The following is a 22,185-nucleotide window of genomic DNA, read 5'->3' as shown; positions in this document are numbered from 1 at the left end:
GGGCGGCAGCGTGACCACCCGCCAACTAGAGTGGGAGGCGGGGGCCGCAACCCCTGGCCTTCATGGCAGGCTGAGTCCGACGGTTGTCCACGACACACCACGGCGTCAGCCGGGCATAGAGTCCGGAGCAGGAGAGTGAGGGAGCGATGTTCGAGAGGTTCACCGACCGCGCAAGGCGTGTCGTCGTCCTGGCCCAGGAAGAGGCCCGGATGCTCAACCACAACTACATCGGCACCGAGCACATCCTGCTGGGTTTGATCCATGAGGGTGAGGGTGTCGCGGCCAAGTCGCTGGAGTCGCTCGGTATCTCGCTGGAGGGCGTGCGCAGCCAGGTCGAAGAGATCATCGGGCAGGGCCAGCAGGCTCCGTCCGGCCATATTCCGTTCACTCCGCGCGCCAAGAAGGTGCTGGAACTGAGCCTGCGTGAGGCGTTGCAGCTCGGCCACAACTACATCGGCACCGAGCACATCCTGCTGGGCCTCATTCGTGAGGGCGAGGGAGTTGCGGCCCAGGTCCTGGTCAAGCTCGGCGCCGACCTGAACCGGGTCCGCCAGCAGGTGATCCAGCTGCTGTCCGGTTACCAGGGTAAGGAGCCGGTGGAATCCGGCGCCCGCGGGGAAACCGGCACGCCGTCTACTTCGCTGGTCCTCGATCAGTTCGGCCGTAATCTCACCCAGGCCGCCCTGGAGGGCAAACTCGACCCCGTGATCGGCCGCTCGAAGGAGATCGAGCGGGTCATGCAGGTGCTGAGCCGCCGCACCAAGAACAACCCGGTGCTGATCGGTGAGCCCGGTGTCGGTAAAACCGCTGTGGTGGAGGGCCTGGCGCAGGCCATCGTCAACGGCGAGGTTCCCGAAACACTGAAGGACAAGCAGCTCTACACCCTGGACCTGGGTTCCCTGGTCGCCGGCAGCCGTTACCGCGGTGATTTCGAAGAGCGCCTGAAGAAGGTACTCAAAGAGATCAACACCCGTGGTGACATCATTCTGTTCATCGATGAGCTGCATACGCTGGTCGGTGCGGGTGCTGCCGAAGGTGCCATCGACGCGGCCTCGATCCTGAAGCCGAAGCTGGCCCGCGGGGAGTTGCAGACCATCGGCGCCACCACTCTGGACGAGTACCGCAAGTACATCGAGAAGGATGCCGCCCTCGAGCGCCGCTTCCAGCCGGTGCAGGTGGGCGAGCCGACGGTCGAGCACACCATCGACATCCTCAAAGGTTTGCGCGACCGTTACGAGGCGCATCACCGGGTCTCCATCACCGATAGCGCCCTGGTCGCCGCCGCCACCCTGGCCGACCGCTACATCAACGACCGGTTCCTGCCGGACAAGGCGATCGACCTGATCGACGAGGCGGGCGCCCGGATGCGTATCCGCCGGATGACCGCCCCGCCGGACCTGCGCGAATTCGACGACAAGATCGCCGATGCGCGCCGGGAGAAGGAATCGGCGATCGACGCCCAGGACTTCGAGAAGGCCGCGCGGCTGCGCGATAAGGAGAAGCAGCTCGTCGCCAAGCGTGCGGAGCGTGAGAAGCAGTGGCGCTCCGGCGATCTGGATGTCGTGGCCGAGGTCGACGACGAGCAGATCGCCGAGGTGCTGGCCAACTGGACCGGTATCCCCGTCTTCAAGCTCACCGAGGAGGAGACCACCCGTCTGCTCCGTATGGAGGACGAGCTGCACAAGCGGATCATCGGCCAGGAGGATGCGGTCAAGGCCGTGTCCAAGGCGATCCGCCGCACCCGTGCCGGCCTGAAGGATCCGAAGCGTCCGTCCGGTTCGTTCATCTTCGCCGGTCCGTCCGGTGTCGGTAAAACCGAGCTGGCCAAATCGCTGGCGAACTTCCTGTTCGGCGACGACGACGCGCTCATCCAGATCGATATGGGCGAGTTCCACGACCGCTTCACCGCCTCGCGGCTGTTCGGTGCCCCTCCGGGCTACGTCGGCTACGAAGAGGGCGGCCAGCTCACCGAGAAGGTGCGCCGCAAGCCGTTCTCGGTGGTTCTCTTCGACGAGATCGAAAAGGCCCACCAGGAGATCTACAACACCCTGTTGCAGGTTCTGGAGGACGGCCGTCTCACCGATGGCCAGGGCCGGACCGTGGACTTCAAGAACACAGTGCTGATCTTCACCTCGAACCTCGGCACTTCGGATATCTCGAAGGCCGTCGGTCTGGGCTTCACCCAGTCGAACAACGAGGGTTCGAACTACGAGCGGATGAAGCTCAAGGTCAACGACGAGCTGAAGAAGCATTTCCGGCCCGAGTTCCTCAACCGTATCGACGATGTGATCGTCTTCCACCAGCTCACCACCGATCAGATCGTGGCGATGGTGGATCTGATGATCAGCCGGGTCGGCGTCCAGTTGAAGAACAAGGATATGTCGATGGAGCTCAGCGACCAGGCCAAGAGCCTGCTGGCCAAGCGCGGATTCGATCCCGTGCTGGGCGCACGGCCGCTACGCCGCACCATTCAGCGCGAGATCGAGGATCAGCTCTCGGAGAAGATCCTGTTCGGCGAGATCGGCGCTGGTCAGAACGTGTTGGTCGATGTCGAGGGCTGGGACGGCGAAGGGTCCGGCGAGGACGCCCGCTTCACCTTCACCCCGAAGACCAAGCTCACCAAGGGCGACGGTGAGAAGAAGCCGGAGGTCGTGCTGACCGGTGCCGGTGAAGGCACCACCGAGGCCGCCTCGGGCGAGTAGGGACAAGTCCGCGAAGGGCCTGCCCGGCTGTATTGCACAGCCGGGCAGGCCCTTTCGCATGTTCGGACCTCCGAATGGTCCCGCCGCAAAACGCTCGAGCGAGTATGGCGGGTGCGCGCGTAGGCTGGCGGCAAGGGAACAACTCGAATGGGGGAAACGATGACCGATCCCGCGCAGAGCCTGATCGCGGTCCTACTGGACCGCTCCGGCTCCATGCAGTCGATCAAATCCGATACCGAAGGCGGATTGGCGGCCTTCTTCGAAGAGCAGCGCAAGGTCGAGAAAGCCGTACGGGTGACCTTCGCCCAGTTCGACACCGAGTACGAATGCCTGTACTCGAATACCCCGCTCGAACAGGTCCCGCCCCCGGTCCTGTATCCCCGCGGCGGTACGGCGCTCTACGACGCGATCGGGAAACTGGTCACCGATATCGGCGCCGAGCTGGCCGCGCGGCCCGAATCCGAACGCCCGGGTACGGTGGTCGTCGTCATCCTCACCGACGGTCACGAGAACTCCAGTCGCGAATGGACCCATTCCGCTGTGCGTTCGCTGATCCAACAGCAGCAGAACGACTACAACTGGGATTTCCTGTTCCTCGGCGCCAATATGGACGCGGTGCAGATCGGAACCGACCTCGGTTTCGCTCCGCAGCAGTCGATTACCTACGGCGCGGCCCCGGCCGGCGTGCAGGGTGTGTTCCGGGCTGCGGGGGCGTATTCGTCCCGTCTGCAAGCCCCTGGGGCCCCGGGAGCGGCCCGCGCCGCGGGGTTCACCGACGAAGAGCGGCAGGGGGCCGACCCCGGGCACTGACCGCTGCCCGGTCACCGCGAACGGCGTCGCCCGGAGCCCGCGGGCAGGGCGTCGGCGAGCGGGGACTTGATTTCGGCCTGCTCTATCAGGTCGTGTCGACGAGCAGATCTGTCCCGATGCCTGCTCCGCAGGCCGGCGGCTTCGCCACCTGTCGAGTGACAGCAGCCCCGGCCATCGGCTAATCCGTTGTAACGGGGCCTGTTTCGACCCGCTCCGGCGAATTACCACGGATTGCGGACCGGTCGGAAGACGTCGTCGTCCGTTTGTTCTCGTCCGAACCCGAACCCATTCCTGCCCGTGACCGTGGCGTCTTGTCCGGATCGATCGCGATTCGCAGCGGCCGGCTGGGCAACCGTGCCGCCACACGGAAACCGCCGCTGGGTTTCGGGCCGGCCGTCAGCGCGCCACCGAGTGCGTGGGTGCGTTCCCGCATGGCGATGATGCCCATCCCGCGCGTCGGTCCCGTGTGTTCGGGTTTGCCGGTAGGCCGGGTGTTGTCGATGGTGAGGTCCACGGAATCGGCGGTGAACCGGACGGTGACCGTGGCCTCGGCGCTGGGCGCGTGCCGGGTGACATTCGCCAGCGACTCCGTGATGATCTGTGTCGCCGCCTCGTCGATAGCAGCCGGTAAGGAACCGGCGGTGCCGACTACCTTGGTGTGCACGGTCAGGCCGGCCAGCCGAGGTTTACGGAGTAGTTCCTCCAGATCCGACATCGTCGGATCAGGTTCGCGCGGTGGTGGGGCCGGTGCCGCAGGCGGGGAGGCGCTCCGGCCGGCCGGCTCGGTGATCCCGGCCGGGCCGGTGATACCCGACCGGTCACGGCGCCCGAAACCGCCACGCCGGGCCCGCTTTTCCCGCTCAGCGCCCGAATCGCCGGGCCGTTCGCGGTCCGGCCGGGCCGGTTCGGCCGGCTCCACCGACTGGATGGCGTGGCGTAACGCCTGGACATCTTCGAGGGCATTACGGCTGGTGGTCTTGATTTCGGCCACCGTGCCCGCCGCCTTCGCCGATTTGTTCTCGACCTGTTGCAGCGCCATCCCCGACTGCACATTGATCAACGAAAGATTGTGTGCCACCACGTCGTGTAGCTCACGTGCGATCACCAGGCGCTCGGTACTCACCTCGAGTTCACCTAGCCGCTGCGCGGCGGTTGCGGTCGCGGCGTCACGCTCCCGGTGCACCCGTAGCAGTGCGCGGCGCTGCCGCAACAGCACCACCAGGGCGGCGGTCAGCGCAAGCCAACCCAGTAGCCCGACCATCTGCCAGCTCGTCATCGCGGACTCTCCACCTGCACCACCCTATTCGCATCTCGGGCGAAGGCGGCGGTGCACACCCGGATTCCCGGTGTAGCAAGGTGATTGCCGGTCCCTATCCGCCGATCGGACACGAAACGATGAATGACGGCGCGACGATCGGCGCATCTGCGGCGGCACCTGCCCCGGCGCGGGTATGGTCCAGAGATGGTCGACCAGCAAGTGCGTATACCGGACCTGTCAGCGCGACCGTACGAGCTGACGGTGGAGCGGGTGATGAAAGCCTCGTCCGAACTGTTGTACCTGGCATGGACCCAGGGATTCGATATCTGGTTCGCCGAGCCCGCCACAGTGCGGATGCGGCCCGAGGTGAACGAGCCGTTCTACTTCGAAACCGCGCACGAGGGAAGCATGCACCCGCATTATGGGCGCTTCCTGCGGCTCGAACCCCGGCGGCTCGTCGAAATGACCTGGGTAACCGGAGCCGCGGGTACCGAGGGCGCGGAGACCGTGGTCCGGGTGGAACTCGTCAAACAGCCCCGCGGTATCCGGTTACGCCTGCGGCACAGCGGATTTGCCGGCGAAGCCGCCCGCGACCGGTACCGCGCGACCTGGCCCAAGGCGCTGGCCCGCCTCGACGAACGTACCGCTGCCCTCGGTTGACGGGTGCGGGTAGTTTCGGAGCAGACCCGAACACATCGTCTTCGAAAGGATTGTGATGCCCACACGTACCGCGCGCACCGCATGGACCGGTGGTCTACAGGACGGCTCCGGCCAGGTCGAGCTGGTCAGCTCCGGAGTCGGTAAGTACGAGGTGTCCTTCCCCAAACGTTCCGCCGACGAAGCCGGCGGAACCACCAGCCCGGAAGAGCTGATCGCGGGAGCGCACGCGTCCTGCTACGCGATGGCATTGTCCAACGAGATCGCCCAGGCGGGCGGTACTCCGGAGAGCCTCGACGTCTCGGCCGCGGTTACGCTCGGCCCGGATCCGGCCGGTGGATTCCGGATCAGCCGTATCGCGCTGACCGTGCGCGGCCGGGTGTCCGGATTGGACAATGCGGGCTTCACCACGGCTGCCGCCGCGGCCAAGTCGGGATGCCCGGTGAGCAAGGCATTGGCGGGAGTCGACGAGATCACCCTGGACGCGGCACTGGAGTCCTGAGTCGTCGCCCGGGCTCTCCCGGTTGCGGGGTGGCCCGGGCGCATCGGCTGTCAGCGGCGTTCGCGCGTGAACCACGCGCGTGCCGCGGGCGTGTACATTGCCGGGATCGCGATCAGCACCGCGCAGATATGCCCGATACGGGTGATCGCCACGAGTACGTTCTCGACCGTCGCATCGGGCAGCAGGCCGCCGGTGCCCTCGGCCGCGACGAGCGCGGTGAGCGGCTCCACCAGCAGTGAGGCCGTGCCGAGAATACCGATTCCGAGCGCCAGCGCGAGACGTGCCCAACGGTCGCCGCGCAGCATCCGCCACGCTACAACCAGCACCACGATGTAGGTGCCGGTTCGTATCAGCCATCCGGTGGCGAGAGAGCCGAGTCCGATCGATTGCCCGAACTGCCCCGCGCTGTGTACCGCTGTTTCCGCGACACCGAATCCCACGGCGGCCACCAAAGCGCTGAACGCGAGGGTGACCGACCGAGGTCGCGGCACGGTGGCAGCGGTACTACCCGCGACGTGGAAGGCGATCTCGTTCATACCCCCGACATTGCCGCGGCCGCACCGCAACGGCGATCACCCTGCGGTAGCAGTCGTTTCTGCTACCGGAGTAGGGCCGACCCGGCGGTCAGGCGTTCTTACCCGAGACGTCGAGCACCACCTCGAACTCCAGCAGCGAAGCGCCGGTGGCCACCGGTTTGTTCTGCTGCCCGGCATGCGCTTCCTTGGCCGGGCCGTCGCGCCATGCCGCGAAGGACTCCTCGGAATCCCACTGGGTGACGACGAAATACCGGTTCTCGCCGGCGGTCGGCCGTAGCAGCTGGAAGCCGAGGAACCCGGGGGAGTTCTCGACGGCGTGCGCGCGGTGGGCGAACCGCTTCTCCAGTTCGGGACCCGCGCCCTCGGGGATCTCGATCGCATTGATCTTCACAACAGCCATCCCCCGAGCTTAGCCGCGGGCCGTGGGGTCGAATTAGACTTGGGCCGGTGTTGCACGACGAAGGTGGGTCCGGGGTTCCGATACTGCTGCTGCACGGGTTGATGGGTAGCGCCCGGACTTGGGTAGATCAGCTCGGCTGGCTGCGCGGCCACGGTCATGTGTACACGTTCGACGCGGCGGGGCACGGGCGGCCCGCTCCGGCCGAATTGACAACCGATGCGTTCGTCGCAGATCTGGCCGCGGCCACCACGGGGATCGGTGAGCCGATGGTTGTCATCGGCCATTCCATGGGCGCCCTGCACGGATGGGTTTTCGGCGCCGAGTTCCCGGACCGGGTCCGGGCGCTGGTGGTCGAGGATATGGCCGCCGATTTCACCGGCCGCACCGCTGCGCATTGGGCAGCCATGGTCGAAGCATGGCCACAGCCGTTCGCCGACGAAGCCGCCCTGCTGGAGTTCTTCGGACCTGTCGCTGGGCGTTACTTCCAGCGCTCTTTCGACCGAGCCCCGGACGGCTATCGGCTGCACGGACAGATCGCCACGTTCCGGGATATCTCCGAGGAATGGGGAACGCGTGCGTTCTGGCCGCAGTGGCGGCAGCTGCGCGTGCCGACCTTGCTCATCGAGGGTGAGTACACCATCACCCCGCCGGGGCAGATGCGCCGGATGGCGGAGCTCCATCCGGCGGCCGAGCACATCGTGATCTCCCAGGCCGGTCATCTGGTGCACGATGACCAGCCGGACCGCTACCGTGCCGCAGTCCAGCGGTTCTTCACCCGGGTGCTCGACACGGAACCTGCACCCCACCGCTGACCTTTTCCGTCCGCGCCCGCCGAATCCGCGCACCGTGTGCCGGCGAGCCTGCCCGCCGCCGGTGGTCCGGACAGTGGTGCAGGTCTCAGCCCTCGCCCGCCAGCGCGAACCGGCCGTCCCGGGTTTGTTCGATCAGGCCGTCGACCAGAAGCGAATCCAGCGCACGGTCGCGCTGCCCGGGGTCGCGTGTCCAGGCCAGGTCGAGGCGAAGGCGGTCCACGGGTTCGGTTGCCGCACGCAGCACATCGAGTAGCCGCCCGCGTGCCTGCCGGTCGGTGCCCTCGTACTTCTGGGTCCGGCGGGTCGATTCCTGGCGCGGCCGGCCCGCCGCCACCCAGGCACAGCGGGGCAGTGGACAGCGGGTGCAGTCGGGGGTGCGGGCGGTGCAAACCGTCGCTCCGAGCTCCATCAGGGCGGCGGAGAAGACCGCCGCCCGGTCCACCCGGGTGGGTAGCAGTGCCGCGGTTTCGCGCAGGTCCCTGGTGGCCGGATTACCGGCCTCGCCGCGGCCGTGGACAGCCCGGGCCACCACCCGGCGAACATTGGTGTCCACCACCGGGACTCGCTGACCGTAGGCGAAACAGGCGACCGCCCGTGCGGTGTAGTCGCCGATACCGGGCAAACCGAGTAGCACCTCGACATCGCCGGGGACCTCGTCCCCGTGCTCGGCCGCCAAGACCTGTGCGCATTCGTGCAGCCGCAAGGCGCGCCGGGGATAGCCGAGTTTGCCCCAGGCACGTAGCACCTCGCCCGCGCTCGCTGCCGCCATGGCCGAAGGCACGGGCCAGCGCGCCACCCATTCCCGCCAGATCGGTTCCACCCGCGCTACCGGGGTCTGCTGGAGCATGATCTCGCTCATCAGGATCTGCCAGGCGCTCACCCCGGCCCGTCGCCACGGTAGGTCGCGGGCGGTGCGGGTGTACCAGTCGATCAACACGTCGGAATCGAGCAGCAACGCCTCGCCCGCAGTTCCGCGGCCTGCCTTGTCCACCGGTCCGCCGACTGCTCCGCTGCTCACCCGAATCGCTCCGTTCCCACTGTGCAGTAGCCACCGGCGACGCGGCTACCGACGCCGTGCCGTGACAGGACCGAGGCCGGGGGCAATCTCGAATCGTGCAGAATGGACACCATGCCACAGTCCAACCCGGTGAGTGCCTGGAAGTCGCTGCGCGAAGGTAACGAGCGCTTCATGAACGGCACATTGCAGCATCCTAGTCAGGGAATCGCCGACCGAGCCAAGCTCGTCGGTGGCCAGAGTCCGACCGCTCTGCTGTTCGGCTGCGGTGATTCCCGGGTGGCTGCGGAGTTGATCTTCGATCAGGGCCTCGGCGATATGTTCGTGGTGCGTACGGCAGGCCATGTCATCGACGCCTCGGTCCTGGGTTCCATCGAATACGGCGTGGGCGTGCTGAACGTACCGCTGATCGTCGTGCTCGGCCACGACAGCTGTGGTGCAGTCAAAGCGACACTTGACGCGCTGGACGGCGGCGAGGTGCCGGGCGGGTTCATTCGCAGCGTTGTCGAGAAGGTCACCCCGTCGATGCTGATCGGCCGTCGCGAGGGGCTGGAAACAGTCGACGAGCTCGAAGCTCGCCATGTGGTGGAAACCAGCAGCCTGCTCATGGAACGGTCGAAGATCATTTCCGACCGGGTGGATGCCGGCGAATGCGCCATCGCGTGCGTCACCTACAAGCTGGCCGAGGGCCGTGCTCAACTGCAGCGCGTGGTCGGTCAGATCGGGGAGACCGTCTGACGGTCGTAGGTGCCGTCCGCCCGCAGAACCCGGCCGGACCACCGCGGTGGCGGCGCCCCGGACCAGCTTCCGGTGTGCCGTTGACCGCCACCGCCGCCGAATGCGCTTACCGTTGACACGTGTTGGAACCGACAGGACCGTTACCGCCGGAGATCTACTGGCGGCGTCGTGTTTTTGCCATAGGAGCGGTGGTGGTCGCGCTCGCTGTGGTGATCTGGCTGGTCGTGACCGTCACCCGGGGTGGCGGTTCGCCCGAGGCGACCGGCGCCGCGGCCTCGTCCACGGTGACCTCGGAGGCCACGGCGAGTTCGGCGCCGTCGGCCACCAAGACGACCGAGAAGTCCGCCTCGACCTCGGCCGCCGAATCGTCGCAGCCCGCGCCCGCCGCGTCCGGGCAATGTGCCGACCAATCACTGGCCATCAAGGTTTCGGTGGCCCAGCCGACCTATCGGGCCGGGGAGGAACCGGTTTTCGGGATCGTGATCACGAATATCTCCGGTGAGCCCTGTACCCGCGATATGGGGTCGGGGCTACAGCGGGTGTCGGTGCAGACGCTGGACGGGGGACGGCAGTTGTGGGCCAGTACGGATTGCTACCCCGACGGTGAACCCGATCTGCGTACTCTCGACCGCGGTGAGCAGGCCGCGTTCACGGTGACCTGGACCGGGACCACCTCGCAGCCGGAGTGTGCGGGGGAGCGGGTTCAGGTCCCCAGCGGCGCCTACCACGTGGTGGCGCAGCTCGGGGCGGTCCGCAGCGCACCCGAGCCCTTCAATATCGCGGAATAGCGGCCCCCGGCCGGAGCCGTTGCGCGCGCCGGCTACTTCTTCGACAACCCCGCCAGCCGTAGCGCGGCCCGCAGGCTGGACGCTTCGTGCAGAGTCATACCCGTGTCCTTCGCGGTAACGCCCGGTGGCACCACTGCGTTCGTGAACCCGAGCCGTTCGGCTTCGGCCAGCCGGCGGCCGGTGGCGGTGATCCGGCGGACCTCGCCGGCCAGCCCCACCTCCCCGAGAATTACCCAGCCCGGCGGAAGCGCGGTATCGCGGGCGGCGCCGGCGATGGCCAGTGCGATGGCGAGATCGGCGGCGGGTTCGGTGAGCCGCATCCCGCCCACCGTCGCCGCGTAGACATCCTGTTTGCCGACATAGAGCCCGCAGCGGCTCTGCAGGACGGCAAGCACCATGGCGACCCGGTTGTAGTCCAGCCCACTGACCGCGCGGCGTGGCGCCGGTACCTGGGTGTCCACCGTGAGGCCCTGAACTTCGCCGACCAGCGGCCGTTTCCCGTCCATCGCCACGGTGACCGCCGTGCCGGGTACCGAATCGGTCCGGTGATGCAGGAACAAGCCGGAAGGATCTGTAACACAGGCGATTCCGTCGTCGTGTAGTTCGAAACAACCGACCTCTTCGGCGCTGCCGAAACGGTTCTTGATACCGCGTACCATCCGCAGCGTCGAATTCTTGTCACCCTCGAACTGCAGCACCACGTCGACCAGATGTTCCAGTGTGCGCGGCCCGGCCACCGCCCCGTCCTTGGTGACGTGACCGACCAGCAGTACCGCGATACCGCTCGTCTTGGCCAATGAGGTGAGCGCCGCGGTGACCGCCCGGACCTGCGTGACCCCGCCGGTTACGCCGTCGCTGTCGGTGGCCAGCATGGTTTGGACCGAATCCACCACCAGCAGTGTGGGTTTCACCTGATCGACATGCCCGAGCAGAATCGACAGATCCGATTCGGCTGCCAGGTACACCCGATCGTGCACCGCACCCGTCCGATCTGCCCGCAGCCGCACCTGTCCTGCGGATTCCTCCGCGGTGACGTACAGGGCCCGTTCGTCGCGCTGCCGTGCCCATCGATGCGCGACCTCGAGCAGTAGGGTCGATTTCCCGACACCGGGCTCCCCGGAGAGCAGTATTACCGACCCGGCGACGATTCCGCCGCCGAGTACCCGATCGAGTTCGGAAACCCCCGTCGACCGGGCTGTCGTGGTGTGTGAGTCGATCCGTGAAATCGGTGCGGCTGCGGTGCTGGGCAACATCGCCTTACGCGCCGCCGGGACACCGGCGGCCCCCACCGTGGGCAGCGACTCGTCGACGGTGCCCCACGATCCGCAGGCCGGACACTTACCGACCCATTTGGCAACCTCGTGCGCGCATTCCGAGCACCGATAGACGGCTTTGGTCTTGGTCACTGCCACAGCCCGCACCTTACGCACACCGACCGACAGGATGCCTTACTCGGCACTCCTCGGCCTTTACCCGGCCGCAACCAGTGGCGCAGCCGAGTTCAGGTGTGGTCCAGGAAGCTTTCGGCCCGCATTCCGGGGAAGGGCGAAACCCACGCCGATGAGGCGGCGCGCCGAAAGATTCAGTGCCCGCCGCCCGATCCGGTGGTGCTCTGGGAGAGCTCGGATTCGTGGCGGGGAGACTCGATGCCGGCGTCGACCGGGACCTCGACCTGGACGGTGCCGTTCTCCTTGAAGTCGAACGAGACGTTGTAGGTCAGGCCCGGGGTGATGTTCTGGGTCAGCCCGGTGATTTCGATGGTGGCGGGTTTCGTTTCCCCGGCTGCGGTGTCGATGGTTTCGCCGGTGGTGTCGGTTTCCGCGCCTGCCGCCGGGGTCGATACGACGATCGTTTCGGACGGTGCGATTTCGATCTTGTCGCCGTCGGACGGGGTGATCTTCACCGTGCCGAGGTCGGTGGTGACGCCGGTGAGTTCGTCGGTGACGGTTTCGCCGGTGTTGATGATCGACAGCGCCAGTGCCGCCTGGCCGCCGGCGGTGTTGGTGTGCGGGCCGGATCCCGGGTAGACGATGTGCACATTGCGCAACGAGATGGTGCCGGCGTCAGCGGTGTTGCCGTTGATGGCCGCGACCTGGTCGGCGGTCTGCGAGACCTGGCCGGCGCTGCAGCCGGACAGGATGATGGCCGCTCCGGCGGCGAGCGCGGCGACCGGCACCAGGCGCCGGCGCCGCCGAGTCGAGGCGACCGGGCTCGCGGCAGTCACAGCAGTCAGGGCAGTCACGGGTTGTCCTCCATGTCCGAGTGGGCGCACTCCAACTAGGCACTGTAGTAGTCGCTGTACGGGCCGGGATGCACCGGGCGGCGTCAGGGGGTATTGCGGGATCGGAACTGTGTGATTTGTCGCACCTCTCGCTCGCGGGTATCGCTTCCGGGGAGTCGAGCGGGTAATGCTTCGTAACGGTGTAACCGTTGGGCCGTGCAGCCGGGTCTTCGGTGGCACCGCATGGCACCCGCTGACCGGTAACGATTCGGTTTCCGCGCCCCGGTTTCCGGCCCCGGTGTGCCGCGGTGCCGACCGGCCCGGTGGAGCGCGGCGCCGACACCCGTTCGGCCCCAACGTGATGCACACCAAACACGCCCTGTCAAGCCCCAGTACCTGGCCGTTGTGGCCCTGACCTGCGCAGTTGATCGCGCCGTTATCGAGTCGCGTGTTAAACTGTGAACATCGAAAGGGGCACGGGACACATGATTTTTAAGGTCGGAGATACCGTCGTTTATCCCCATCATGGGGCGGCTTTGATCGAAGCTATCGAGACCCGCACCATCAAGGGTGAGCAGAAAGAGTATCTGGTCCTGAAGGTCGCACAGGGTGACCTCACTGTTCGGGTTCCCGCGGAAAACGCGGAATACGTCGGCGTTCGCGATGTAGTGGGCCAGGAAGGCTTGGATCGGGTCTTCCAGGTTCTGCGAGCGCCACATACGGAAGAACCCACCAACTGGTCCCGTCGTTACAAGGCCAACCTCGAGAAGCTCGCCTCCGGCGATGTGAACAAGGTGGCCGAGGTCGTGCGCGACCTGTGGCGCCGGGAACAGGATCGGGGCCTGTCCGCGGGCGAGAAGCGGATGCTGGCCAAGGCACGGCAGATTCTCGTCGGTGAGCTTGCGCTCGCCGAGGGAACCGATGACGGCAAGGCCGAGACGCTTCTCGACGAGGTCCTCGCCGCGGCGTCCTGACCGTGTACGAACCGGACGGGTCCGGCCGTAACGCCGGGCCTGTCATAGCGTTGGTTCCTGCCGCCGGTCGTGGTGAACGCCTGGGAGCAGATGCTCCCAAAGCGTTCGTCCCGGTCGGCGGCATACCCATGCTCGGGTTGGCCGTCGGCGGGTTGATGGCTGCCGGGGTTGTCGACGAGATCATAATTATGGTGCCCGCCCAACTCGTCGAGGCAACGGCAGCTCTGCTCCCGCCCGCGGCACCGGCTCGGATCGTGGCCGGTGGTGCCGAACGCACCGATTCCGTGCGCGCCGGGCTGGCATATGCCGGCGCAGCCGCCCACGTTCTGGTGCACGATGCCGCACGGGCACTGACACCACCCGATCTGATTGCCCGGGTGGTGGCCGAACTAAGGGCCGGCCGCCCCGCTGTCGTACCGGTGCTCCCGGTGGTCGATACCGTGAAATCGGTCGATCCCGCCGGCATCGTGACAGGTACACCGGACCGTTCCGCATTGCGCGCTGTGCAGACCCCGCAAGGATTTGCCGCCGATGTGCTGCGCCGTGCTTACGAGCATCCGGAGAGTGCTACCGACGATGCCGGCCTGGTCGAACGGCTGGGGGTCGACGTGCACACCATTCCTGGTGATCCGCTCGCATTCAAGATCACAACGCCGCTCGACCTGCGCCTGGCCGAAGCCGTGCTCGACGGAAAGCAGGTGGCCGGGCGATGATGGACATTCGCGTCGGTATAGGCACCGATGTACACCCGATCGAGCCGGGACGGCCCTGCTGGATGGCCGGGCTGCTGTTCGAGGGTGCGGACGGTTGCGCGGGACATTCCGACGGCGATGTGGCTGTCCATGCGCTGTGTGATGCTCTGCTGTCGGCCGCTGGGCTCGGCGATGTCGGGTCGGTCTTCGGGACCGGGCGCCCGGAATGGGCGGGAGTGTCCGGGGCTGCCATGCTGAAAGAAGTGCGGCGGCTGCTCGAAAACTCCGGATACGCTGTCGGCAACGCCGCGGTCCAGGTCATCGGTAATCGCCCGCGGATCGGACCGCGACGAGCCGAAGCCCAGCAGGTGCTGGGTGATCTGCTCGACGCACCCGTTTCGGTATCCGGCACCACCAGCGACGGCCTCGGTCTCACCGGCCGCGGCGAGGGTATCGCCGCGGTCGCCACGGCACTGCTGCACTGTCCGGGGCGGCCGAGCGACCTCCCTGGGGACTGATAACCGGACACGATCGGGGACAGCGAAGCCGCTGCACCCAGCAACGCCGGAAAGAGCCCGGTCGGCGGTCGATATCGTGTGAACACCACACTGCCGGGTCCGCCGCGGCGGTCGCGGTGGGAAGGATTGCTGCCCCGCTGCAAGATCGTTGCCGCGCTCCTGCCCAACTGTCCCCGCCGCGACGGTGCGGCCGAATGCCGTAGAACCGGTCGTTGCCGCTACCCTGCCCATATCCCCGCTGCACCACTTCGAGTGCAATCCACAAACGAAACTAGGATCGACTGCCGTGACGCTGCGCCTGTTCGACACCGAGAAACGGACCCTGCGTGATTTCACGCCGCTGGTACCCGGACACGCCTCGGTGTACCTGTGTGGGGCAACCGTGCAGGGACTGCCGCATATCGGCCATGTGCGCAGCGGTGTGGCGTTCGATATTCTGCGCCGCTGGCTGGCCGCGGGCGGGCTGGATGTGGCATTCATCCGCAATGTCACCGATATCGAGGACAAAATCCTCACCAAGGCGGCCGCAGCCGGCCGACCCTGGTGGGAATGGGCCGCGACGCATGAGCGCGCCTTCGACCAGGCTTATCGGCAGCTCGGGGTGCTCCCGCCGTCGGCGGAGCCGCGGGCAACCGGGCATATCACTCAAATGGTCGATTTGATGCAACGGCTCATCGACCGCGGGCACGCCTACGCGTCCGAAGGCAATGTGTACTTCGATGTGCGGAGCTATCCGGATTACGGCCATTTGTCCGGACACCGGCCGGAGGACGTGCACCAGGGTGAGAGTGCCGGGCTCGGCAAACGCGACCCCCGTGATTTCACGCTCTGGAAAGCCGCGAAACCGGGCGAACCCACGTGGCCGTCGCCGTGGGGCCCCGGCCGCCCCGGCTGGCATCTGGAATGCTCGGCGATGGCCGAGTTCTACCTCGGACCGGTATTCGATATCCACTGCGGTGGTATGGATCTGGTGTTCCCGCACCATGAGAACGAAATCGCGCAGTCCAAGGCCGCCGGCGACGGTTTCGCGCAGTACTGGTTGCACAACGGCTGGGTGACCATGGGCGGCGAGAAGATGTCGAAATCGCTCGGCAATGTGCTGGCCATTCCGAATGTGCTGAAATCCGTGCGTCCGGTGGAATTGCGCTTCTACCTGGGTAGTGCGCACTACCGTTCCATGCTGGAATACTCCGATAAAGCGCTCGCCGACGCCGCCCAGTCGTATCAGCGGATCGAAGCTTTTGTGCAACGGGTCGCCGAACGCGGCGGTGATATCCCGATGGGCAAATGGACCGACGGTTTCGCCGCCGCCCTCGACGACGACCTCGGTGTCCCGAAGGCGCTCGCCGAAATCCATCACGGCGTGCACGAGGGCAACCGTGCGCTGGACGCCGGTGTTCTCGAGACCGCCCGCGAACACGCGAGCCAGGTCCGGGCCATGCTCGATGTGCTGGGGGTGGACCCGCTCGACCCGCACTGGAATACCGCCGCCGATCATTCGGCCGCCGATGCCGCCCTCGACGTGCTGGTCGGTGCCGAACTGGAACGCCGCCAGCAAGCCCGGGCCGCGAAAGACTGGGCCACCGCCGACGCCGTACGCGACCGCCTCCAGGCGGCCGGTGTCGAAGTGACCGATACCCCGAACGGTGCCGAATGGTCGCTGGGCACACCTACCCCTGGAAAGGCGGGCTGATGGCCGGCAATTCACAACGTCGTGGTGCAATCCGCAAGGGGGGCACTAAGAAGGGGCAGGTGGTCGGTTCCGGCGGGCAGCACCGCCGTGGACTGGAAGGTCGCGGGCCGACACCTCCCGCGGAGGCACGTACCAAACATCCCGCGGCGCGCAAAGCCGCCGCGAAAGCGCGTGCCGCCCAGAAAAATCCGACCGGACGTGGCTCCCGGCCCGCCGGCCGGCGCGGTGACGACAGCCCTGAGTTGGTCCTGGGCCGCAACCCGGTGACGGAATGCCTGCGCGCCGGCGTTCCGGCGACAGCGCTGTACGTGGCGGCCGGTACCGAGAGCGACGAGCGGCTCACCGAAAGTGTGCGTATCGCCGCCGATGCCGGGATATCCATCCTCGAGGTACCGCGCACCGATCTGGACCGGATGAGCTCCAACGGTTTACACCAGGGGATGGCACTGCAGGTGCCGCCGTACCGGTACGCGCATCCGGACGATCTACTCACCCGCGCCCAGCAATCGGTGGAACCGGCGCTGCTGGTGGCGTTGGACAATATCTCCGACCCGCGCAACCTGGGCGCCGTGGTGCGCTCTGTGGCGGCGTTCGGCGGGCACGGTGTGGTGATCCCGCAGCGGCGCAGTGCCAGCGTGACCGCGGTGGCCTGGCGGACCAGCGCCGGGGCGGCAGCCCGGCTGCCGGTCGCTCGCGCCACCAATCTCACCCGCACGCTGAAGGACTGGGCTGCCAAAGGAGTTCAGATCGTCGGCCTGGACGCCGGCGGTGACACCTTGCTCGACGATTTCGATGCCACCGGGCCCACGGTGATCGTGGTGGGTTCCGAGGGCAAGGGGTTGTCCCGGCTGGTCCGGGAGAATTGCGACGCGATCCTGAGCATCCCCATGGCGGGTCCGGTGGAATCGCTCAACGCCTCTGTGGCGGCCGGCGTAGTGCTGGCCGAAACAGCACGGCAGCGCCGCATCTGACCAGAGCAGTCCCGGTCAGCGGGCGGTTCCACGCCGATTCGGTCGCGCCCGGACCGCAAAACCGCCACCACACCGTAGAATTCGTTCCGTGGTGATACCCAACACGCCCATCGGTAAGCCGGTCGAGCACCCATATGCGACGGCGGTGCTGCTCCTGGGTGTGGTCAGCCTCCTGTGTTTCGGGCTGACCGGGCCGGTGGCCTGGGCTATGGGTAAACGCGCGTTGGATCAGATCGACGAATCGGGTGGCGCCTACGGTGGCCGGACCCAGGTCGTGATCGGGTTCACGCTGGGTGTCATCGGCACGATTCTGGCGGTGCTGATGGCGCTGTTGTTCGTCCTGGTGCTCATCACCGGTGGCTGACGGCGATCAGTCCAAGCTCTGCTGCCCGGTCCATTTCCCGGGCCCCCAGGTCGGCCATTCCTCACTGATCGAGCCCGACCAGGTGGGCTGACGGCGTTCCCGGAAGGCTGTCATCGCCTCACCCGCATCCCGGCCGCCGGCAATGTGATCGTTCAGATCGGCCTCCAGTTGGGCGACCGTCGCCGGTTCCAGGCCGGCCCCCTCCCAGAGCAGGCGCTTCGACAGAGCGGCGCTCAGTGGCGCCGAACCGCCCGCGATATCGTGCGCAACCGCCATCGCGGTGGGCAGCACCTCCACCGCGGGCAGGCAGGCATTTGCCAGGCCCATCGCTTTGGCTTCGGCGCCGTCGAAGGTGCGGCCGGTGAGCAGGATATCGGCGGCATTTGCGAGACCGGCCAGCCGCGGCAGTGTCCAGTGCGCGTAGCCGTCGGCGAGTACACCGCGCCGCACCTGGCTCAGTGCATATACCGCGTCGTCGGCCAGGTATCGCAAATCGCATTGCAACGCGAGCGCCAGGCCGACGCCTACTGCGTGCCCGTTGACCGCCGCGATCACCGGTTTGCGGACCTGGAACGGGGGCGGATCGATACTCGCGCTCACCTCTCCTACCCGGTCGGACAGATCTGCCCCCGCGCAGAACGCCGGCGGTGTCCCGGTGATGACCACTACCCGGATCGCATCCTCGGCGTCACACCGCTTCAACGCCGCCCCGAGCGCTTCGGTCATGGCGGGATTGAACGCGTTCTGTTTGGCCGGCCGATTCAAGGTGAGGACGGCGATGCCCGCTGAGACATCGACGAGCAATTCCGAACTCATGGTGGGGAGTGTATTGGTGGACGGCCGCGCCCGGGGTTTCGGGCCGTAATATCAGCGCAGCACTTTACGGCTGATGGCGTATTTGTGGACTTCGGTGGGGCCGTCGTAGAGCCGGAACGGGCGCATATCACGGAAGATCATTTCGACGACCGTTTCATCGCTGACGCCGATACCGCCGAGGATTTGGACACAGCGGTCGGCGACCTTGAACAGTTCCTCGGAGACGAAAGATTTCGCCATCGAACTCTCATGGCGGGCTTTTTCGCCCTGGTCCATGAGCCAGCAGGTATGCCAGATGGTGAGCCGGCACTGGTGCAGCGCGATCTCGTTATCGGCGATCATGAAGGACACGCCTTGATGTTCACCGAGGGTTTTGCCGAAGGCCGTGCGGGTTTTGGCGTGGTCGATGGCGATGCTCTGGGCGCGTTCGGCGGCGCCGAGCCAGCGCATGCAGTGGGTGAGCCGGGCCGGGGCCAACCGCAACTGGGCGTAGCGCAGGGCCTGCCCCGCCTCGCCGAGTAGGGCGGATTTCGGCAGCGTGAGCCCGTCGAAGCGAACCACGCAGTGTCCGGCCACGTAATTGCGGTCCATGGTGTTCATGGTGCGTTCGATGACGATGCCCGGCTGGTCGCCGTCGGTGAGGAAGAGGGTGGGGCCGGCCGGGAGGTGCGGGTTCTCGGCGAGTGCGGCCATGATGATCCAGGTTTTCGCGCCGTTCGCGCCGGTGATCAACCATTTGCGGCCGTCGATGGTGAAGTTCTCGCCGTCGAAGGTTGCGGTGGTGGACAGCTGTGCAGGGTCGGATCCGGCGCCGTCGGGTTCGGTCATGGCGAAGACCGACCGCTGGTGGCCGTCGATAACCGGTTTCAGGTAGCGCTCGGTCTGGTCCGGGTCGGCGATCTTCGAGAGCAGGAACATATTGCCCTCGTCGGGGGCCGCGCAGTTCATCGCGACCGGGCCGAGGGTGGACCATCCGGCCGCTTCGTAGAGAACGGACTGTTCGATATGAGTGAGGCCGCGGCCGCCGAGCTCGGTGGGCGCCTGGATGGTGAGCAGATCCTCGGCGCGGGCCAGCGCCACGAGCTCCTGGCGCAGTTCGTCGGTGGGGCCGTGCGAGGTGAGCCGGGGGTCGCGTTCGTAGGGCACGATTTTCTCGGCGACGAACCGGCGGATCCGGTCGCGTTCGGCGGCCAGGCCGGCGGGAATCGTGAAGTCGATCATGTGGGTGCCCTTCGTTCCGGGAGCGTTGCGCACGAGCATACGAGCCCCTGCCACCCCGACTGAAGGCACCTGCCCGCAGCGCCGGGGTGGCGCCCCGCTCTCAACCCACCGCCTGGTCTCCCTCGTGGTCAGTGGCTGGAAAGGCCCACCCGGCGCCGCCTACCGATCGAGACCTCTTGTCGCCGAGGTCGACGGCGCCGAGCGGCTCAGCCGTGTTTGCGCACACCCCCACACCCCCACAACCCCGCACAACCCACAACCCCGCGTACCCCACCTCTGTGGATGGTTCACCTCCATGGGTGGGGCCCGCCCCTGGTCTGGAGCGACGGAGCGGGGGAGCGAAGCGGAGGAGCGGAGGAGTGAAGACCAGGGGTTAATAGGGCTCAACCCTCGAGACGCGGAGCGTCTCCAAAATTACAGCCCGCCCCTTCACCGAAGGTTCCCCCCGAGCGCAGCATCGACAGGCTCACCATCTCCAAGCTCCGACCGGCCGTCCCAATTGCCGAGCGCACCCAAGCTGCCCAACCTCTATACCCGGGCTACCCGGACTTCCGCCCCACGTTTCCGGAGACTGCGTGATGACCGCTGCCGGGCGCCGATCACCCGGCAGACCAAGTAGATCAGGAACGAGATCGTCGTGACGAACGTAGAAACCGGAGCCCCCGGCGCCAGCGACAGCAGGATCCCGCCGACCGCCGCGATCTCTGCGAAGATCACCGCGAGCACTGTGGCTCGCACCGGGTCGGCGGTGAGCTGTGCCGCGGCGGCCGCCGGTGTGATGAGCAGCGCGAGGACCAGGAGCGCACCCACGATCTGCACGCCGAAGGCAGCGGTGATCCCGAGCATCACCGCGAACAGGATCGACAAGGCGCGTACCGGGACCCCGCGGGCCACCGCGACCTCGGGGTCGGTACTGGCGAACAGTAACGGCCGGTAGACGACGACGAGAACCGCCAGCACCGCCGCGGTGCAGGTGGCCAGCAGGGTCAGCCCGCTGAATCCGACACTGACGACCTGGCCGGTGAGCAGCGAGAACTTCGATCCCGCGCGTTCGGGACCCAGCCACAGGAACAGCACGGAGAGGCCGAGACCGAACGACAGCACCACCGCGATCACCGAATCGCGTTCCCGCGCCCGGGTGCCGAGGACGCCGAAGAGGACCGCGGCGATCACCGAGCCCGCGATCGCGCCGATGCCGACCCCGGCGCCGACGAGCAGTGCGGCGGCGGCGCCGGTGAGCGAGAGCTCGCTGGTGCCGTGTACGGCGAACGACATCTGCCGGCTGATGATCAGCGGCCCGATGGCTCCGGCGAGCAGGCCCAGCAGTGCCGCGGCGAGTACGGCCTGTTGTACGAAGTCGTAGCCGAGCAGGTGAACGGTGGTCTGCAGATCGAAGATCTCGGCCAGTACGTCGGAGAGTTTGTCCATCTAGGTGTATGCCTGTCGCGGTTGCCGGCCGGGGTCGGTGCCTGCCGGGTCGGGGGTGTGCGGGGTGCCGGGGTCGCCGTGGCAGTGGGCGCCGGCGGTGCCGAGCGCATCCATGGTGTCGCCGGTGCCGACCACGACCAGCCGGCCGCGGACGCGCAGCACATCGACATCGGTCTGATACAGCTCGGACAGCACCGCCGAGGTCATCACCTCGTCCGGGGTGCCGATCCGGAACTTCCCGTCGACCAGGTAGAGCACCCGGTCCACCAGCGGCAGGATCGGGTTGATTTCGTGGGTGACGAACAACACCGCGGTTCCGTGGTCGCGGCGCCGCCGGTCGATCAGGCCGGAGACGAGTTGCTGACTGGCCAGGTCGAGACTGAGTAGGGGTTCGTCGCAGAGCAGTACCGCCGGGTCGCCGACCAGTGCCTGCGCCACTCTCAGCCGCTGCTGCTCGCCGCCGGACATGCTCTCCAATGGAGCGCGCGCGAATTTCTCGGCACCGACATCGGCGATCGCGGCGGCGACCTTGCGGCGGCGTTCGGCGCGTCCGCCCAGCCCGAGACCCCAGCGGTGCCCGTCCACCCCGAGACCGACCAGGTCGGTGCCGCGCAACTGCACACCGGCGTCGATGGTGCGCTGCTGCGGGATGTACCCGATATCGGGATGCCCGGCGCGCGGTGAGGCACCGCCGATGCGGGCCCGCCCGGCGGACAGGCCCAATTGGCCGAGCAGCACCCGGAGCAGGGAGGTCTTACCGGATCCGTTGGGTCCGAGCACGGCGATGAACTCGCCCCGGGCGACGCTGAGGTCCAGTTCGCGCCACAGTATGCGGTCGCCGAAACCGAGGGTCGCCGATTCGAGCGCGACGGCCGGCGGTGCGCTTGCGGGCGCGCCCGGTACGGCGCTCTGCCCGTTGGGTGAGTTCGGCTTGTCGGGTTGCGCGGCACTCTGTGCGCCGGGCGCGATACCGCTTGTATCCGCGGGCAACGCCGTATCGGCGGATGGTGTCCCGCGACCGTTTGCCGACGCGGTTTCGCTCATCGGTTGTATCCGTTCGTCGCTCTCG

23 protein-coding genes are annotated in these 22,185 nt (G+C 67.1%); 13 read left to right on the top strand and 10 right to left on the bottom strand.

Annotation, left to right across the window (positions count from 1 at the left end):
- Positions 1–146: 146 nt before the first annotated feature.
- Together NS6_RS24315 and NS6_RS24310 are read left to right on the top strand one after the other, a co-directional pair.
- Positions 147–2,702 carry an ATP-dependent Clp protease ATP-binding subunit gene (locus NS6_RS24315; RefSeq protein ID WP_068045757.1) on the top strand — a complete coding sequence of 852 codons (2,556 nt, stop codon included), beginning with the start codon at positions 147–149 and terminating at the stop codon, positions 2,700–2,702.
- A 159-nt stretch (positions 2,703–2,861) separates the two neighbouring features.
- On the top strand, positions 2,862–3,512 hold the full coding sequence (locus tag NS6_RS24310) for a vWA domain-containing protein (RefSeq protein ID WP_174552627.1): 651 nt from the start codon (positions 2,862–2,864) through the stop codon (positions 3,510–3,512).
- A 178-nt stretch (positions 3,513–3,690) separates the two neighbouring features.
- Here NS6_RS24310 and NS6_RS24305 read toward each other — a convergent pair whose 3' ends face one another.
- On the bottom strand, positions 3,691–4,788 hold the full coding sequence (locus NS6_RS24305; RefSeq protein WP_068045753.1) for a sensor histidine kinase: 1,098 nt from the start codon (positions 4,786–4,788) through the stop codon (positions 3,691–3,693).
- Between the two features lie 186 nt (positions 4,789–4,974).
- Between NS6_RS24305 and NS6_RS24300 the strand changes: the two genes are divergently transcribed.
- Positions 4,975–5,430, top strand: a complete 456-nt coding sequence (locus NS6_RS24300; protein ID WP_068045916.1) for an SRPBCC family protein — start codon at positions 4,975–4,977, stop codon at positions 5,428–5,430.
- 55 nt (positions 5,431–5,485) lie between these two features.
- Entirely contained in the window at positions 5,486–5,929 is a 444-nt protein-coding gene (locus tag NS6_RS24295) for an OsmC family peroxiredoxin (protein WP_068045750.1), read from the top strand.
- A 50-nt stretch (positions 5,930–5,979) separates the two neighbouring features.
- Here NS6_RS24295 and NS6_RS24290 read toward each other — a convergent pair whose 3' ends face one another.
- Together NS6_RS24290 and mhuD are read right to left on the bottom strand one after the other, a co-directional pair.
- Entirely contained in the window at positions 5,980–6,465 is a 486-nt protein-coding gene (locus NS6_RS24290; RefSeq protein ID WP_068045748.1) for a hypothetical protein, read from the bottom strand.
- 88 nt (positions 6,466–6,553) lie between these two features.
- A complete protein-coding gene (mhuD, locus tag NS6_RS24285; RefSeq protein ID WP_062972073.1) occupies positions 6,554–6,865 on the bottom strand; it encodes a mycobilin-forming heme oxygenase MhuD in 312 nt (103 codons plus the stop codon).
- A 47-nt stretch (positions 6,866–6,912) separates the two neighbouring features.
- Here mhuD and NS6_RS24280 point away from each other — a divergent pair, with 47 nt between their 5' ends.
- Positions 6,913–7,677, top strand: a complete 765-nt coding sequence (locus NS6_RS24280; protein ID WP_068045745.1) for an alpha/beta fold hydrolase — start codon at positions 6,913–6,915, stop codon at positions 7,675–7,677.
- Positions 7,678–7,762: 85 nt separating this feature from the next.
- On the opposite strand, the gene NS6_RS24275 is transcribed toward NS6_RS24280, so the two are convergent.
- On the bottom strand, positions 7,763–8,632 hold the full coding sequence (locus tag NS6_RS24275) for an HhH-GPD family protein (protein ID WP_084471376.1): 870 nt from the start codon (positions 8,630–8,632) through the stop codon (positions 7,763–7,765).
- A gap of 174 nt (positions 8,633–8,806) precedes the next feature.
- On the opposite strand from NS6_RS24275, the gene NS6_RS24270 reads away from it, so the two are divergent.
- Positions 8,807–9,430 carry a carbonic anhydrase gene (locus NS6_RS24270; protein ID WP_068045913.1) on the top strand — a complete coding sequence of 208 codons (624 nt, stop codon included), beginning with the start codon at positions 8,807–8,809 and terminating at the stop codon, positions 9,428–9,430.
- A gap of 119 nt (positions 9,431–9,549) precedes the next feature.
- Positions 9,550–10,218 (top strand): hypothetical protein, encoded by a 669-nt coding sequence (locus tag NS6_RS24265; RefSeq protein WP_068045738.1) that lies wholly within the window; start codon positions 9,550–9,552, stop codon positions 10,216–10,218.
- A gap of 32 nt (positions 10,219–10,250) precedes the next feature.
- Here NS6_RS24265 and radA read toward each other — a convergent pair whose 3' ends face one another.
- Both radA and NS6_RS24255 read right to left on the bottom strand, forming a co-directional pair.
- On the bottom strand, positions 10,251–11,624 hold the full coding sequence (gene radA, locus NS6_RS24260) for a DNA repair protein RadA (protein ID WP_068045735.1): 1,374 nt from the start codon (positions 11,622–11,624) through the stop codon (positions 10,251–10,253).
- 176 nt (positions 11,625–11,800) lie between these two features.
- On the bottom strand, positions 11,801–12,460 hold the full coding sequence (locus NS6_RS24255; RefSeq protein ID WP_245669484.1) for a copper chaperone PCu(A)C domain-containing protein: 660 nt from the start codon (positions 12,458–12,460) through the stop codon (positions 11,801–11,803).
- 464 nt (positions 12,461–12,924) lie between these two features.
- Between NS6_RS24255 and carD the strand changes: the two genes are divergently transcribed.
- From carD to NS6_RS24225, 6 genes are all read left to right on the top strand, one after another.
- A complete protein-coding gene (gene carD, locus NS6_RS24250) occupies positions 12,925–13,413 on the top strand; it encodes an RNA polymerase-binding transcription factor CarD (RefSeq protein ID WP_011206964.1) in 489 nt (162 codons plus the stop codon).
- 2 nt (positions 13,414–13,415) lie between these two features.
- Complete coding sequence (gene ispD / locus NS6_RS24245; RefSeq protein ID WP_068045732.1) at positions 13,416–14,126, top strand: 2-C-methyl-D-erythritol 4-phosphate cytidylyltransferase; 711 nt, start codon at positions 13,416–13,418, stop codon at positions 14,124–14,126.
- Positions 14,127–14,131: 5 nt separating this feature from the next.
- Complete coding sequence (gene ispF / locus NS6_RS24240; RefSeq protein WP_068045907.1) at positions 14,132–14,623, top strand: 2-C-methyl-D-erythritol 2,4-cyclodiphosphate synthase; 492 nt, start codon at positions 14,132–14,134, stop codon at positions 14,621–14,623.
- A gap of 286 nt (positions 14,624–14,909) precedes the next feature.
- Entirely contained in the window at positions 14,910–16,316 is a 1,407-nt protein-coding gene (gene cysS / locus NS6_RS24235) for a cysteine--tRNA ligase (RefSeq protein WP_068045729.1), read from the top strand.
- The gene (gene rlmB, locus NS6_RS24230) at positions 16,316–17,287 is read left to right on the top strand and encodes a 23S rRNA (guanosine(2251)-2'-O)-methyltransferase RlmB (protein ID WP_068045905.1); all 972 of its coding nucleotides are present in this window, start codon (positions 16,316–16,318) and stop codon (positions 17,285–17,287) included. The genes cysS and rlmB overlap by 1 nt, the downstream gene beginning before the upstream one ends.
- Positions 17,288–17,375: 88 nt before the next feature.
- On the top strand, positions 17,376–17,651 hold the full coding sequence (locus tag NS6_RS24225; RefSeq protein WP_068045726.1) for a DUF4190 domain-containing protein: 276 nt from the start codon (positions 17,376–17,378) through the stop codon (positions 17,649–17,651).
- 6 nt (positions 17,652–17,657) lie between these two features.
- Here NS6_RS24225 and NS6_RS24220 read toward each other — a convergent pair whose 3' ends face one another.
- The 4 genes from NS6_RS24220 to NS6_RS24205 form a co-directional block, all read right to left on the bottom strand.
- On the bottom strand, positions 17,658–18,467 hold the full coding sequence (locus NS6_RS24220) for an enoyl-CoA hydratase/isomerase family protein (RefSeq protein WP_068045721.1): 810 nt from the start codon (positions 18,465–18,467) through the stop codon (positions 17,658–17,660).
- A gap of 51 nt (positions 18,468–18,518) precedes the next feature.
- Positions 18,519–19,688, bottom strand: a complete 1,170-nt coding sequence (locus NS6_RS24215) for an acyl-CoA dehydrogenase family protein (protein ID WP_068045718.1) — start codon at positions 19,686–19,688, stop codon at positions 18,519–18,521.
- 528 nt (positions 19,689–20,216) lie between these two features.
- Entirely contained in the window at positions 20,217–21,116 is a 900-nt protein-coding gene (locus tag NS6_RS24210; RefSeq protein WP_068045715.1) for a metal ABC transporter permease, read from the bottom strand.
- Complete coding sequence (locus NS6_RS24205) at positions 21,117–22,160, bottom strand: metal ABC transporter ATP-binding protein (RefSeq protein ID WP_084471364.1); 1,044 nt, start codon at positions 22,158–22,160, stop codon at positions 21,117–21,119.
- Between the last annotated feature and the right edge of the window lie 25 nt (positions 22,161–22,185).

It is taken from the genome of Nocardia speluncae NBRC 108251 (assembly GCF_001613245.1).
Taxonomy (GTDB): domain Bacteria; phylum Actinomycetota; class Actinomycetes; order Mycobacteriales; family Mycobacteriaceae; genus Nocardia; species Nocardia speluncae.
Note: the sequence above shows the minus strand (reverse complement) of the source record. Positions and strands in the feature narration are given on the sequence as shown.

Excerpts from the sequence above, each read along its gene's own strand:
- NS6_RS24315 (WP_068045757.1), top strand. The coding sequence starts at position 147 with ATGTTCGAGAGGTTCACCGACCGCGCAAGGCGTGTCGTCGTCCTGGCC.
- NS6_RS24310 (WP_174552627.1), top strand. The coding sequence starts at position 2,862 with ATGACCGATCCCGCGCAGAGCCTGATCGCGGTCCTACTGGACCGCTCC.
- NS6_RS24305 (WP_068045753.1), bottom strand. The coding sequence starts at position 4,788 with ATGACGAGCTGGCAGATGGTCGGGCTACTGGGTTGGCTTGCGCTGACC.
- NS6_RS24300 (WP_068045916.1), top strand. The coding sequence starts at position 4,975 with ATGGTCGACCAGCAAGTGCGTATACCGGACCTGTCAGCGCGACCGTAC.
- NS6_RS24295 (WP_068045750.1), top strand. The coding sequence starts at position 5,486 with ATGCCCACACGTACCGCGCGCACCGCATGGACCGGTGGTCTACAGGAC.
- NS6_RS24290 (WP_068045748.1), bottom strand. The coding sequence starts at position 6,465 with ATGAACGAGATCGCCTTCCACGTCGCGGGTAGTACCGCTGCCACCGTG.
- mhuD (WP_062972073.1), bottom strand. The coding sequence starts at position 6,865 with ATGGCTGTTGTGAAGATCAATGCGATCGAGATCCCCGAGGGCGCGGGT.
- NS6_RS24270 (WP_068045913.1), top strand. The coding sequence starts at position 8,807 with ATGCCACAGTCCAACCCGGTGAGTGCCTGGAAGTCGCTGCGCGAAGGT.
- carD (WP_011206964.1), top strand. The coding sequence starts at position 12,925 with ATGATTTTTAAGGTCGGAGATACCGTCGTTTATCCCCATCATGGGGCG.
- rlmB (WP_068045905.1), top strand. The coding sequence starts at position 16,316 with ATGGCCGGCAATTCACAACGTCGTGGTGCAATCCGCAAGGGGGGCACT.
- NS6_RS24220 (WP_068045721.1), bottom strand. The coding sequence starts at position 18,467 with ATGAGTTCGGAATTGCTCGTCGATGTCTCAGCGGGCATCGCCGTCCTC.
- NS6_RS24215 (WP_068045718.1), bottom strand. The coding sequence starts at position 19,688 with ATGATCGACTTCACGATTCCCGCCGGCCTGGCCGCCGAACGCGACCGG.
- NS6_RS24210 (WP_068045715.1), bottom strand. The coding sequence starts at position 21,116 with ATGGACAAACTCTCCGACGTACTGGCCGAGATCTTCGATCTGCAGACC.
- NS6_RS24205 (WP_084471364.1), bottom strand. The coding sequence starts at position 22,160 with ATGAGCGAAACCGCGTCGGCAAACGGTCGCGGGACACCATCCGCCGAT.